The 13,490-nt window shown below is 71.8% G+C and carries 11 protein-coding genes; 4 read left to right on the top strand and 7 right to left on the bottom strand.

Annotated features, from left to right (window positions below; genetic code table 11):
- Positions 1 to 117: 117 nt before the first annotated feature.
- Positions 118 to 951, top strand: coding sequence for a WD40 repeat domain-containing protein (locus tag NE857_RS15690; RefSeq protein WP_254421671.1), 834 nt, complete (start codon positions 118 to 120; stop codon positions 949 to 951).
- On the opposite strand, the gene NE857_RS15685 is transcribed toward NE857_RS15690, so the two are convergent.
- A complete protein-coding gene (locus NE857_RS15685) occupies positions 932 to 1,927 on the bottom strand; it encodes a helix-turn-helix transcriptional regulator (protein ID WP_254421670.1) in 996 nt (331 codons plus the stop codon). The genes NE857_RS15690 and NE857_RS15685 overlap by 20 nt on opposite strands.
- Positions 1,928 to 1,999: 72 nt before the next feature.
- Here NE857_RS15685 and NE857_RS15680 point away from each other — a divergent pair, with 72 nt between their 5' ends.
- Positions 2,000 to 4,333 (top strand): ATP-binding cassette domain-containing protein, encoded by a 2,334-nt coding sequence (locus tag NE857_RS15680; RefSeq protein ID WP_254421669.1) that lies wholly within the window; start codon positions 2,000 to 2,002, stop codon positions 4,331 to 4,333.
- 54 nt (positions 4,334 to 4,387) lie between these two features.
- On the opposite strand, the gene NE857_RS15675 is transcribed toward NE857_RS15680, so the two are convergent.
- Both NE857_RS15675 and NE857_RS15670 read right to left on the bottom strand, forming a co-directional pair.
- Entirely contained in the window at positions 4,388 to 5,233 is an 846-nt protein-coding gene (locus NE857_RS15675; protein ID WP_254421668.1) for an SDR family oxidoreductase, read from the bottom strand.
- Positions 5,234 to 5,755: 522 nt separating this feature from the next.
- Positions 5,756 to 6,820 carry an IS110 family RNA-guided transposase gene (locus NE857_RS15670; RefSeq protein ID WP_254416724.1) on the bottom strand — a complete coding sequence of 355 codons (1,065 nt, stop codon included), beginning with the start codon at positions 6,818 to 6,820 and terminating at the stop codon, positions 5,756 to 5,758.
- Positions 6,821 to 7,432: 612 nt separating this feature from the next.
- Here NE857_RS15670 and NE857_RS15665 point away from each other — a divergent pair.
- Entirely contained in the window at positions 7,433 to 8,626 is a 1,194-nt protein-coding gene (locus NE857_RS15665; RefSeq protein ID WP_254421667.1) for an MFS transporter, read from the top strand.
- A gap of 227 nt (positions 8,627 to 8,853) precedes the next feature.
- A complete protein-coding gene (locus NE857_RS15660; protein ID WP_254422000.1) occupies positions 8,854 to 10,185 on the top strand; it encodes a PepSY-associated TM helix domain-containing protein in 1,332 nt (443 codons plus the stop codon).
- Positions 10,186 to 10,277: 92 nt separating this feature from the next.
- Here NE857_RS15660 and NE857_RS15655 read toward each other — a convergent pair whose 3' ends face one another.
- The 4 genes from NE857_RS15655 to NE857_RS15640 all read right to left on the bottom strand — a co-directional run bounded on the left by NE857_RS15655 (position 10,278) and on the right by NE857_RS15640 (position 13,415).
- On the bottom strand, positions 10,278 to 10,838 hold the full coding sequence (locus NE857_RS15655) for a copper chaperone PCu(A)C (protein ID WP_425572124.1): 561 nt from the start codon (positions 10,836 to 10,838) through the stop codon (positions 10,278 to 10,280).
- Positions 10,839 to 10,864: 26 nt separating this feature from the next.
- Complete coding sequence (locus NE857_RS15650) at positions 10,865 to 12,121, bottom strand: Dyp-type peroxidase (protein ID WP_254421665.1); 1,257 nt, start codon at positions 12,119 to 12,121, stop codon at positions 10,865 to 10,867.
- On the bottom strand, positions 12,118 to 12,756 hold the full coding sequence (locus NE857_RS15645) for an SCO family protein (RefSeq protein WP_254421664.1): 639 nt from the start codon (positions 12,754 to 12,756) through the stop codon (positions 12,118 to 12,120). The genes NE857_RS15650 and NE857_RS15645 overlap by 4 nt, the downstream gene beginning before the upstream one ends.
- Before the next feature lie 71 nt (positions 12,757 to 12,827).
- Positions 12,828 to 13,415 carry an RNA polymerase sigma factor gene (locus tag NE857_RS15640; RefSeq protein ID WP_254421663.1) on the bottom strand — a complete coding sequence of 196 codons (588 nt, stop codon included), beginning with the start codon at positions 13,413 to 13,415 and terminating at the stop codon, positions 12,828 to 12,830.
- Positions 13,416 to 13,490: the final 75 nt, after the last annotated feature.

Here is a 13,490-nt window from a genome sequence, read left to right as displayed (position 1 = left end):
ACCCATCCCGCACAGCGCTCTGACCGCAAACGGTCTCCCCTCCACGGTGACAAAGGCCGACGATGGGTACATAGCGCCCGGATCGCCCGCAACACCACGGAAAGGCAGGGAGCCCTCGTGCAGCCCCCGTCCACCCCCGGGCGCCAGGCGTGGACCCCGCCGGGGTCGACCTCACCGCACGCCGCCATCACCTGCGCCCGCGTGGTCACCCTGCCCGACGGCGGCAGGATCATCGCGGGCGGCTACTCCGACGGCTCCCTGCGGCTGTGGGACCCCGACCGGCACCGGGCCCTGGGCCGGATCGAAACCGGGCACGGTGCGGGCGTCGACTGCCTGGCCACGGCCCTGACCCCCGACGGGGTGCCGATCGCGGTCACCGGCGGCGGCTGGGGGTCGACCGCCCGGGCCTGGGACCTGAACGGGCGGACACCCGTCGACGACCTCCTGGCGGGTTCCTCGGACTGGTTGGTGGTACTGGACGCCGCGACCCTGCCCGACGGAACAGTCGCCGTGCTCGCCCACGACCGGGAGACCGCGCTGGGCGTGTGGGACCTGGCCGGACGCAGCCTGGTGGTGCGGTTGGACACCGCGATGCCCTCCCCGCCGGAGACCGCGGCTCTGCTGGCCCCGGCCCAAGGCGGGCTCACCGTCGCCACCGGTCACAACGACGAACGGGTGCGGCTGTGGGACGTGGGCACCGGTGAGCAGGTCGGCGAGTTCGCGACCGCCCGCGGCGAGGAGGTGTACGCGGTGTACGCACCCGGGTCGGACGGCCACACGGTGGCGGCGGCCAGCCGCGGGGGTGTGGTGCGGACCTGGGACACCCGCACCCGAACCGCGTCGGACGTGTCCCGGGTGCCCGGACACCTGACCGTCCTGACCGGGGACCCGCGGCACCTGGTCTGCGCCCGCGCAGGCGACCCGGTGGTCCTCACCCGGACGGAGGGATGAACGCCCCGACCGCGCGTCCGAGCCTGGCCGAGAGCTGGGCCGTGAAATCCTTGAGCTCTTCGGGGCCCTCCACCGTGAAGCCCAGGCCGGTCAGGGCCAGCACGATCGCCATCCACTCGTAGGAGTCCACTCTGGCGGTGTAACGGGAGTTGTCAGTGCTCACAGCCTCCAGGGAGCCGTCCACCCGGGTGATACACGCGGCCACCTCGGCCGCCGGAGCATGGAAGAGCACCGTGACGGTGAGCCGCTCCCCGCCTTCACTCCCCCGGCCGGTCCCGAAACCCTGCTCCAGGTGCGCGGCCAGGTCCGCGGCCGGCAGCTCCCTGGGAGTGAAGGCGGCGCGGGTCGGGGTCAGCCCGGTGATCCGGTCCAGGCGGAAGGAGCGCCAGTCCTCACGGTCCCGGTCCCAGGCGAACAGGTACCAGCGCCGCCCCAGCAGAAGCAGCCGGTAGGGGTCCACCCTGCGGCGCCGCTCCTGGCCGTCGCGACCCCGGTGGGTCATCCGCACCCACTGCCCGGCGGCGACCGCCTCACCCAGTCCGGTGAGCACCTGCGCCGAGGCGCCGGGCCAGATCCGCCGGCCCGGGTCCACCGCCGAGGCCAGGGTGCTGGCGCGGCGCGAGAGCCGGGAGGGCAGGACCCGTTCGATCTTGCCCAGGGCCCGTTCGGCGCCGTCCTCCGCGCCCTGGACCCCGCTGAGTCCGCCCGCGACCATCCGCAGCCCCAGGGCCACGGTGACCACCTCGTCGTCCTCGAACATCAGCGGCGGCACGGCGTTGCCCGCCACCAGCCGGTAATGGCCGCCGGGGCCGCGCAGGCTCTCCACCGGGTAGCCGAGCTCGCGCAGGCGGTCGATGTCGCGGCGCATTGACCGCGGACTGGTGCCCAGCGCCCCGGCCAGCTCCGCACCGGACCAGGCCCGGCCGTTCTGGAGCAGGGAGAGCAGGCGCAGCATCCGCTGACTGGTATCGGCCATGCCCCGGATTCTTCCCGAACCCGAGGCAGTTGTGGCCGGATTCTGACCACAATTCTTCCTAGCGTGACCGCCATGAGCACCACGACACCGGTCCCGCCCACCCTGTCCACCGGCCCGGCCACGGCCCCGACTACCGCCCCGTCACCCGGGATCACCGTGGTCGGCGCCCGAGAGAACAACCTGTGCGGGGTCGACCTGACCCTGCCCAAAGAACAGCTCACCGTGTTCACCGGGGTGTCCGGTTCGGGCAAGTCCTCGCTCGTGTACGGCACCATCGCCGCCGAGTCCCAGCGCCAGCTCAACGAGGCGCACGACAGTTTCACCCGCAACCGGATGGCCCACCTGGGCGTGCCCGACGCCGACCGGCTGGCGAACCTGACCGTGACCCTCGCCGTGGACCAGCGCAGGTTCAGCGCCAACACCCGCTCGACCGTGGGCACCGCCACCGACCTCGCCCCGCTGCTGCGGCTGCTGTTCTCCCGCATCGGCAAGCCCTGGTCCGGGTACTCCCCCGCCTTCTCGTTCAACGACCCCAGCGGCATGTGCCCCGGGTGCGAGGGGCTGGGCACCGTGCGGCGCATCGACGCCGACGCCCTGCTGGACCCGGCCCGTTCCCTGGACGAGGGCGCGATCCGGCTGCGCACCTTCGCCCCGGGTTCGTGGCGCTGGAAGCGCTACGTGCACGCCGGACTGTTCGACCGCACCATGCCGGTGGGCAGCTACACCCCCGAGGAGCGCCGTCTGCTGCTGCACGGCGAGGGTGTACGGCTCGAGAAACCGGACCCGGAGTTCCCCGACGCCGGGGTGTTCGAGGGGGTGGTGCCGCGCATCACCCGCAGCCTGCTGGACGCGGCCAAACTCAACCCGCGCGACCGCGAGGAGCTCGAACGCTTCGTCTGGCGCGGCCCATGCGCGGCATGCGAGGGCAAACGCCTCAACCCGGCGGCGCTGGCCTGCCGGATCGGCCCGCACAACATCGCCGACCTGTGCGGGCTCACCGTGGCCGAGCTCGGCCCGGTGGTATCCGACATCAAAGACCCCCGGGTGGCCCCGGTGACCACCGCGCTCTTGGAGCGCCTGCGCGGGCTGGAGGAGGTGGGGCTGGGCTACCTCAGCCTGGACCGGGCCTCGGGCACGCTGTCCGGCGGCGAGGCGCAGCGGGTGCGGCTGGTACGGCACCTGGGCGGGGCCCTGACCGGGCTGACCTACGTGCTCGACGAACCCAGCGCCGGGCTGCACCCCGCGGACGTGCACCGGCTCACCGGACTGCTGCGACGGCTGCGCGACAAGGGCAACACCGTGCTGGTGGTGGAGCACGACCCGAACGTGATCGCGGTCGCCGACCACGTGGTGGACCTGGGCCCGGGCGCCGGAACCGAGGGCGGCCGGGTGGTCTACGAGGGCACGGTGGCGGGGCTGAGCGAGGCCGACACCCCCACCGGCCGCTACCTGCGCCGTCCCCGCGCGGTGAAGGCCCGCCCCCGTACTCCCAACGGGGCGGTGGAGATCCGGGACGCCCGCCTGCACAACCTGCGCGAAATTAATGTGCGCGTTCCCACCGGGGTACTGACCGCGGTCACCGGGGTGGCGGGGTCGGGCAAGAGCTCGCTCGCGCACGGGGAGCTGCCCCGGGTGCGGCCGGACGCGGTGGTACTCACCCAGGGCGCGCTGCACGGCGGCCCCAGGTCCACCCCGGTGACCTACCTGGGGATCCAGGACGCGCTGCGGGGGCTGTTCGCCCGGGCGCACGGGGTCGCGCCCGGCTGGTTCAGCGCCAACTCCAAGGGGGCCTGCCCCACCTGCCGGGGGCGCGGGGTGATCGTCACCGACCTGGCCTTCCTCGACGACGTCCGGACCGAGTGCGAGGACTGCCGCGGGCTGCGCTTCAACGCCAAGGCGCTGTCGTACACGCTGGCGGGCCTGAACATCGCCGAGGTGCTGGCGATGACGGCGGCGCGGGCGCGCGGCTTCTTCGGGAGCGCGCCCGCCGAGGACCGGGGGATCGCCGCAGCGCTGGAGCGCTTGGACCGGGTCGGGTTGGGCTACCTCGGGCTGGGGCGGCCCCTGGACACGCTGTCGGGCGGGGAGCGCCAGCGGCTCCGACTGGCCCGGGAGCTGGCCGCCTCGGCGCGGCTGTACGTGTTGGACGAGCCCACGAGCGGCCTGCACGGGGGTGACGTGGCCGGGCTGATCGCCCTGTTCGAACGGATGGTGGACGAGGGGGCGACGGTGGTGGTGGTCGAGCACCGGATGGACGTGGTGGCCGCCGCCGACCACGTGGTGGACCTGGGCCCGGGCGCCGGGCCCGAGGGCGGCCGGGTGGTGTTCGAGGGGACCCCCGCCGAGTTGGCGGATTCGGGCGTCGGCGCGACCGCTGACGCCCTACGCGCCCACCTGGCCGGGTAGCCCGGGCCGGGATGGGACCGTAAAGCGCCCCGCACTGCTCAGATCAAGCAGGGGTCAGCGGAAGGAGTCCTCGTGATCGCGTACCCACTGGGTCAGGTTCCGCGGAGCCTGACCGGTGATCCGTTCCACGGTGTCCCAGACCGGTGGTTCGGTCTCGGACATGGCGGCGTAGGCGGTGAGCATGCCCTCGATGTCGGCCTCGGCCCAGCCCTCCTCACGCATGTGAGCCCGCATGTCATCCAGCGGGACCTCCTCGAAGCGCACGGGAATCCCCAGCGCCGCACCGATGATCCGCACCTGCTCCACCTGGGTGAGCGGTTCGGGACCGCTCAGGAACAGGCGCTCGCCCTGATGCGTGCCGTCGAGCAGCACCCGAACCGCCACGTCGGCGATGTCGCGCTCGTGCAACAGGGGACGGCTGGCCTGCCCGAAGGCCTCGCGCACCACCCCTTCACGGACCTGGTCGCCCCATTCCAACAGTGAGGCGGCGAAACTGGTGCAACGCAGGAAGGTCCAGTCCGTGCTGCCGCCCTCCAGCGCCCGTTCGACGTCGGCGTGCATCTGGTTGATGGGGTCGGCCTGGGTGGGGCGGCTGTCGTCGATCCCGGCCGAGGACAGGTACACCACGCGCCGCGACGCGAGGAGTTTCGCAACCGCCGAGGCGTGTTCGGTGTCCACCCCGGGCCAGACCAGGAAGACGGCGTCCGCCCCGGTCAGGGCGTTGTCGAGGCTCGCGGGGTCGGTGAGGTCCCCGCGCACCGACTCGGCCCCGGAGGGCAGGTCAGCGGCCTCGGGTGTGCGGCTCAGTGCCCGTACGGGTCGGCCCTCCTCCAAGAGGCGGCGCACCACCTGGGAACCGACGTTCCCGGTCGCCCCGACCACCAGGGTCGTGTCCGTCATGTGCTCTCCCTTCACTCACGTTCCTCCCGGGGTCGGGAGGACCGGAGCCAGTTTCACGACGCTGGGGAGAGCGGGGCAAGAGGTTTTTCGGGGCCCGGCGTTTCAGGATGCTGTTGGCGAATCCGGTTGGGGGTCCGGGCTGGAGTCACCGTTTCCCAGCGCTCGATGGTTGCCGTCTCCTCCGCGGGCGTCAAGGTCGTCGCCGTCGCGGCTTCGCCGAGTCATCAGGCGCTCCGCCCTGCCCCGTTTCGCTGCGAGGGCGGTGGGCGGCTATCGGGGAACGGGGCAGGAGTGGTCGGGGTGGCGGACGGCCCCCAAGAGGCCCAAAAGCCAACGGCGACTGCCAACTCGGGGCTCGTGTCGCGGCCGCTCACGCGCCCCGACGAACAGCGACAGCGCGGACACCGCTCCCCAGGCCCAGCGGGCACCCCCTACCCGGCCCGGTGGACAGACCGATCAAAGCCCCGCCCCGGCCGGACCCGGACCGGTTTCGGCCCCTCCTTTCAGCGTGACGCTTCTATGTCAAGTGGCGGGCTGAAGAGAGACCTCAGCCCGCCCTCTCACCACTTGATCAGCGACCATCGCCCGATACACCACATCCGCCAAATGCCGCTTCAAAGCCCGATACGCACCCTTGGTGCCCTTGGCCTCCTCCCGGGAACGCACGAACTCCCGAGCCGGCTCACCCAACCGGACCTGAACCACCCCGATCGAGTGCAACGCCCGGTTCACCTGCCGGTTCCCACCCCGGTGCAACCGATGCCGATCCCGCCCCGAGGAAAACACCGGAATCGGCGCGCTCCCCGCCCACCGCGCCATCTTCGCCGAGGTCGCAAACCGCGACACATCCCCCACCTGCGAGAGCAACACCGCAGCCCAGACCACACCCACACCACGAATCCCCAACAAGTTCGGCGCCAACGGCTCCACCAGCTCCTTGAGACGCCGCTCCACCTCAACAACACGCACGAACAGGGTGTGGATCTCCTCCAGCTGCTCCAGCAGCACCCACCGCGCCACCTCGTCCAGCTCGGCCCCCTCCACCAGAGCACGCACCCGACCCACCTTGGCCCGGGTTTTCAACGCCCCCTTGCCCAGGCGGTGGTCCAACTCGATGTGCACCGCCGCCAGCACCCGGTTGGTCAGGGCCACACGCTGATCGGTCAGATTCTGGCGCAGGCCCACCAGCGCACGCACCTGCCGCACCTGCGGGTCGATCCGGTGGCGGGCCAGGTCAGGGGTGGCCAGGGCCGCACGCGCGATGGCCACCGCGTCGATCACGTCGGACTTGGCGCCCACCGGCCCGCTCAGCTTGCGGTGGGCGGCCATGGCGCGCGGCGGCACCCACACCACTTCCTGGCCCGCTCCCAGCAGGGCGTCAGCGATGGCCCGGCCCAGCCCGGGGCCGCCCTCGATGGCCCACAGCACCGGGCCGTTTCCGGCCAGGGCGCGGATCCAGGTCAAGAGCTGGCCCAGGGCCTCGGGGCCCGTCTGGACCTTCTTGGCCCTGCCCAGGCGGGTGCCGTCCTGGGCCAGCGCGACGGCTTGGTGCATGTCCTTGTGCGGGTCGATACCCACTGTCACCATGGTGGTGTCCTGCTTCCTCTTGGTCAGGAACGGGACGACTACCAGGGCCCTGGCCCGGGGGACAGATCTACTGTGAGTTATCGGCTGCACAGGCTTCTATAAGGTCACTCCCGCGGCCAGGGCCTTGGCCTGCGAGCGCTGGTGGACAGGTCACGACAAGGTCCACGTGGGACAGATCTTGCTTGAGTCACCCCAGCCCCGCTGTCGGGCGGCTCCCGTCGAAACCCTCCCGACACCCACCATGGTGGACCAGTAGATCTTGCTACCAGGAGCAAGTTCAGCGCTGAACTTGCTCCTGGTAGCAAGATCACCGAGGACCTGACGGTTACGGAAGCAACGGACACCTGCCAGCCCGGGTTTCGGGCACATCCACCCACCCCGAGCCCCCGAACCCACCTGCCGGAGACCACCCCCGGCCCCCACCCGGATACGCCAACAGCATCCCGTGGGGCCGGTCCCCGGACACGGTGCCGAAAGGCACCGAAAATCCTTCGCGCGGGCACCGGCACCTGCGCGACACTGCTGGAGGCTACGCCACCCCCCGCTGTCTGTCTGACTCACCACCTGTTCGACTCAACCAAGGGCACCGTTTTGTCCCGTCTGGCTTCTTTTGTGCCCCAAACCCTGGGCAACCGGGGTTTTCGCCTGCTCCTGGGCGGCCGGAGCGCGGGCGATCTGGGTTCGGAGATGCTGCCGGTGGCCGTGGTCGGCCTGGTCCTGGTCGAACACGGCCCCCTGATGCTCGGCCTGGTCCTGGGTGTGCGCGGGGCCGCCGGTTCTCTGTTCGCGCTGCTCACCGGGGCCCTACTGACCCGGGTGCGCAAGTCCACGGCGCTGGTGGTCAACGACTCCGTGCAGCTGCTGGTGATGCTGGGGTTCGCGCTGGGCCCCGACGCCGGACCGTGGCTGCTCGCTCTGGCCGCGCTGAGCGGGGTCTCGGGTTCGGTGGTGGAACCGGCCAGCGGTTCCCTGATGCCGGTGATCGTGCCGCGCGAGCAGCTCCAGCAAGCCAACGCCCTGCGCAACATCGTGGGACGCGCCGCCGGGATCACCGGGCCCGCCACCGCCGGGGTGCTGTTGGCCCTGGTGGACGTACGGGTGATCTTCCTGATCATCGCGGCGCTCTTCGCGATCTGTGTGGGCACCCTGGTGTGGATCCGGGAGGCACCTCCCGCACCCGAGCGGGCCACGGAGTCCATGGGCACGAGCCTGCGGGAGGGTTGGCGCGAGGTGGTGCGCAGGCCCTGGGTGCTGGCGGTCATCGCGGTGGCCACCGTGCAGGCGCCCGCCACCCTGGCGCCCGGGTTCGTGCTGCTGCCCATCGTGGTCGCCGACTCCTACCCCGAACCCGTCTACGGGCTGGCCCTGTCCTGCATGGCCGCGGGTCAGCTGGTGGGCGGGGTGGTGGCGGCCCGCTGGACCCCGGCCCGCCCCGGACTGGTGTCCCTGCTGGGCGTGCTGTGCTTCCCGCTGACGCTGCTGGGTCTGGCGTTGACCGTCTCCGTGCCGGTGCTGCTGGCCGGCTACGTCGCCACCGGTGTGGGCTTCATGGTCTTCGGCGTGTACTGGTACACCGCGCTGCAGAAGGCGATCCCGCAGGACCGGTTGAGCGTGGTGATCAGCATCGACCAGGTCGGCAGCTTCGGCCTGGAGCCGGTGGGGTACGCGGTGGCCGGGGCCCTGGCAGAGACGGTGGGCGCCCGCACGGTGCTGTTCTGGGCGGTCGCGGTGGGGCTGCTCACCAGCCTGCTGCCACTGCTGGTGCCCGGGGTGAGCAGGTTGGCCGACAAGGGCTCCCCCGGCTGACCCCGGCCTCTACCGAAAAATTCTCACTCGCCAGGAACTCCCGGGGCCTGCCGGACGACGTCAGTGGCGACCACGATGCCCCCGGCATGAGGAGACCCATGGACCCGGTACCCGCTTCCCCAGACCCGGCAGCGACGACCACCCCCGAACCCGCAGTCAGGGCGGAACCAGAGCGCCCCCATCGGCGTCCCGGGGTATGGGCCCAGCTCAGACCGCTGCTACTGCGGATGCACTTCTACGCGGGGGTGCTGGTGGGCCCCTTCATCCTGGTGGCGGCCGTCTCCGGGCTGCTTTATGTGTGGACCCCGCAGCTCGAACAAGTCCTGTACGAGGACCTGCTGCGCGTCCCGGCCGCCGAACAGTCATTGCCCCTGGGCGAACAGGTGCGGATCGCCGAGGCCGAGATCCCCGGCGCCCAAGTGGACTCGGTACGTCCGGCCACCACCCCCGAGGACTCCACCTGGGTGCACCTGGCCCTGCCCGGCGCCGACGCGGATCCGCATTCGAGCACGAAGACGACGGTGTTCGTCGACCCCCACCGGGGCGAGGTGCTGGGGGTGTCCGAGAGCTACGGGACCAGCGGCGCCCTGCCGGTACGGACCTGGATCGACCTGCTCCACCGGGAACTGCACCTGGGCGACTTCGGTCGCCTGTACAGCGAACTCGCGGCCAGCTGGCTGGGTGTGGTGGCCCTGGGCGGCTGCGCGCTGTGGGTGGCCCGGGCCAGGTCCCGGCGGGCGCGTGGCCTGCTCCTGCCCGGTTCCGGTAGTTCGCCGGGGCGGGGGCGCACCGTGTCACTGCACGCCGCCACAGGGGTGTGGCTCCTGTTGGGGCTGCTGTTCCTGTCCGCCACCGGCCTGACCTGGTCCAAGTACGCCGGGGCCAACATCACCGACCTGCGCCAACAGATGTCCTGGACCACCCCGGCCGTGTCGACCGAAACCCCCGCCGCCAGCCCGGGGGTGAACGCGGGGATCGATGCCGTCCTGGCCAGTGCCCGTGAGGCCGGGTTGGACGGCCGGGTCATCGTCAACCTGCCCGCGGACCACTCCTCCCCCTACGTCATCTCCCAACTCGAACGCTCCTGGCCCACCCAGGCGGGTTCAGTCGCCCTCGCCCAGGACACCGCGGAGGTCGTCGAAGTGGTGCGCTTCGAGGACTACCCCCTGATGGCCAAACTGAGCCGCTGGGGCATCGACGGCCACATGGGCCTGCTGTTCGGCGTGCCCAACCAGGTCCTGCTCACCGTGCTGTGCGGCGGGCTGATCTGGGTGATCGTCCTGGGCTACCGGATGTGGTGGCAGCGCAGGCCCACCCGCACCGAGGCCTGGGGCGTGGGGCGCCCGTACCCGCGGGGTTCCTTCCTGGCCCTGTCCTGGCCGCTGAGGACGGCGGTGGCTCTGAGCTGTGTCGCGGTCGGCTGGGCGATGCCCGTGTTGGGCGTGTCACTGCTCGCCTTCCTACTGATCGACGCCCTGATCGGCTGGTGGTCCCGGAGGTCCGCCGTGCGATCGGCGAAGCCGACCGGATCCCCCGAACCGGACCCTGCCCACCGCTGACCACGACACGAGACCCGTACCTGCAGGATCCGGGGCTCCCCGCACCGCGTCACTGACGTGCGGTGAACCCCGGATCGCGTTCCGCCGATCCGTCAGTGGTGGCCGTGGGGGTCGTCATGGCCGCTGTGGTCGGGGGCGGGGCCGGTCATCTCCTGGACGGGGACCTCCACCTCCGCCTCACTCCCGCTGGCGAAGGTCAGGGTCACCGTAACGGCGTCTCCGACCGCGAGCGGTTCGGGGATGTCGTTGACCATGACGTGGTAGCCGCCGTCGACGAAGGTCGTGGTTCCTCCGGCGGGGACCGGGATCTCGTCGACGACGCGCATCGCCCCGGCCCCGGACTCGGTGGTCTCGGTGTTGCACAGGTCGGCGTCGGGTGAGGCACTGGTGTGCACCCCGGTGACAGCGTCGGCGGTGGCGGCGGTGTTGGTGACCGCCAGGTAGACCACCCCCACCTCCGGGTTCGCTGGTTCGGGCATCCAGGCGTCCTCGATGAGCAGCGCCCCGCTCTGGGTGCTGCCCCGCTCAACCGCGGCCGCCACGGGTTCGGGGACCTCGGGCTCCGAGGCACAGGAGGTGGCGAGCAGTGTCAGGGCCAGCGCCGACACCAGGGGCAGTCGCGGCGTGAACAGGGTTCTGGTCCGGGATCTCATGGTCATGGTCGTGTCCTTCGCGTCGGTTACCAGAGGTCGTGGGCGGGGTGGGGTTGGTTCTCGCGCACCGGCGGAACCGCGAACACGGCGCTGCCCTCGTGGCGGATGTAGGTGTTGAGCGCGTCCCCGCCCTCGTCGAGTTCGCGCTGGACAGCGGTGAAACCGGTCCGCGGGTCGGCCTGCCAGGCGGTGAACAGCAGCCCGATCTCCCGGCGCCCGCCCGACCAGCCCAGGTCGTAGCTGAATCCCCGCCGGAGCATGCGCGCGCCCAGGGTGCGTTCCGGGCTGGCCAGCCGGATGTGAGCGTTTGCCGCGATGACCGGTTCCCCGTCGTCGCCCCGGGCCGCCAGGTCCGGCAGGGCGTCCTCCCGGTCGCCGCCCAGCGGCGCCCCGTCGGACAACCGGCGTCCCACCACCTGCTCGCGCTGGTGGGGTTCGAGGTCGAACCAGTCGTCCAGGAGCATGCGGATGCGGCGCACCACCACGTACGTTCCGCCGTCCATCCAGGACGCGGCTTCGTCGGGGTGCGCGGCCAGGACCTGCGGGCCGAACTGCGCCTGATCGGGGTGGGGGTTCACCGTGCCGTCGATCTGCCCCATGAGGTTGCGCGGGGTGGCCGAGGGGTCGGCGGCCGTGGCCGCCGACCGCTGGAACCCGGGCAGCGACCAGCGCACGACGGCGTGCTCGCGAACCAGGCCCAGCAGGTGTTCCACCGCGGCGCTGACCACGAGCGGGTCCTCCGCTCCCACGTGCAGCATCAGGTCTCCCCCGCACAGGGCGGGGTCGAGGTCGTCGGCGGCGAACTCGGGCAGGTCCGCCAGCGGTTCGGGACGGCGCCCGGCCAACCCGGCGCGCTCCAGCAGCGACGCGCCCAGGCCGAGGGTGATCCCCAGTGAGGCCGGGTGCAGCCCTTGGGTGGGCGCACCCTCGACGATCTCAGCCAGTCCGTGTTCGTGCAGTTCACGTGCTTGTTCGCCCCACAACCGCAGTACCGTGCGGGCCTGCTGTGAAACCTGATCGGGCCGTTCGGCGCGCAGGTCCACCGCCACCACGTGGACCTGGGAGGGGGTCGGGGTCAGCAAAGCCGGCGGCCGCCCCTCCTCGGGGGCGGACCTGCCCCGGCTCAGCTCCCGTGCCAGGTCACCCTGTGCCGAGGTGTCGCGTTCGATCAGTCCGCCTGCGGCCAGCCCCGACGCCCCCGCGATCCCGGCCGCACCCAGTCCGGTGAGCAGTCCGCGCCGGGACAGGCCCGCTCGGCCCTCGCCCGCACGCCCGCCGCTCACAACAGCTCCGTGAGCAGCACCGGCAGCAGCGGCGCGATCTGGTCGGCCTCGACGCCTTCGGCGAACATGCCCGCCGCCTCGCCTCCGGGTGTCAGGACCAGGATCCGTCCGCCGTGGGTGACCAGGTACTCGCCTTCGGTCTCCTCGGGTGCGTCAATCGGGACGCCGTAGTCCAGGGCCGCCCGCACGGTGTCGTCGATGTCCCCGCGCACCCCCTGGAAGTCCGGGTCGAACCGGTCCAGCCAGGAGCGCAACTGTTCGTCGGTGTCCCGGGCGGGATCGCTGCTGACCATCACCACGTCAAATCCGTCCGCGTCGTCCCCGGACTGCTCCAGGGCCAGGTTGATCTCGGCCATGGTCATCGGGCACACGTCCGGGCAGCTGGTGTAGCCGAAGAACAGCAGGGTGAGACGGTCCTCGGCGACATCGGTGAACCCCCAGGGCTCGCCGTCGACGGTGGCCAGTTCGATGCCGGAGGCGGCCATGGGCTGGTCGGACAGATCGGTGTAGTGCTCGGCCTCGGCCAGGTCCGGTCCGCCGCACGCTGTGAGCGCGAACAAGGCGGCGGCAGCGGACACGGCGGGCAGGGATCGGAGCGGGTTCGGACGGCGGGTTCTCACAGAGCGGTTCCTCATGAAAGGGGTTCTCACGGTGCGGTGGTGACGGATGTGGTTTCGCGAGCTGATGCGGAGACCGGGGTGGACGTTCACGCCGCCTCCCGGAGCAGGCGCGCCAAGTCACGGCGGCTTCGGGCCACCCGGGAGCGGACGGTGCCGATCGGCACACCGGTGATCCGCGCGGCCTCGGCGTAGGGCACCTGCTGGACCTGGGTCAGGACGAAGGCGGTGCGCCGCTCCTCGGGCAGGTTCTCCAGCAGGGAGACCAGGGCGAGGTACTCGTCGAACCGCCCGGGCTCAGCGGCGCCAGGGCCCAGCGCCCGCTCCCAGTCCTCGACCGGTTCGGTGCGCGGTGCGCGCTCCCGGCTGCGGTAGCGGTCGGCGACCGTGTGGCGGGCCACCGCGAGCAGCCAGGCCCGGACCGGAGCCCGCCCGGCGTAGCGGGGCAGTCCGCGCATGGCCCGGTGGAAGGTCTCCTGGGTGAGGTCCTCGACCCAGGCCGGGTCGACCCGGCGCGCGATGTAACGGACCACGTCGGCCCGGGTGAGCGCGAACAGGGAGTCCATCGCCCCGGGTACGCCGGCTCGCGCGCGCAGCGCGAGCCCGACCAGATCAGGGTGGCGGGTGGGGGTGCCGGTGTGGGCAGGGGCGGATAGACGCCCCTCGCTACGGGTCATGTCATTGGTGCTTTCTGTCACCGCCCGCGCGGTCACCCGACCGACTCGGGTCAGCTCAGCCCGGGAATCAATGCG

The organism is Nocardiopsis exhalans, assembly GCF_024134545.1.
GTDB classification, from domain to species: domain Bacteria; phylum Actinomycetota; class Actinomycetes; order Streptosporangiales; family Streptosporangiaceae; genus Nocardiopsis; species Nocardiopsis exhalans.
Note: the sequence above shows the minus strand (reverse complement) of the source record. Positions and strands in the feature narration are given on the sequence as shown.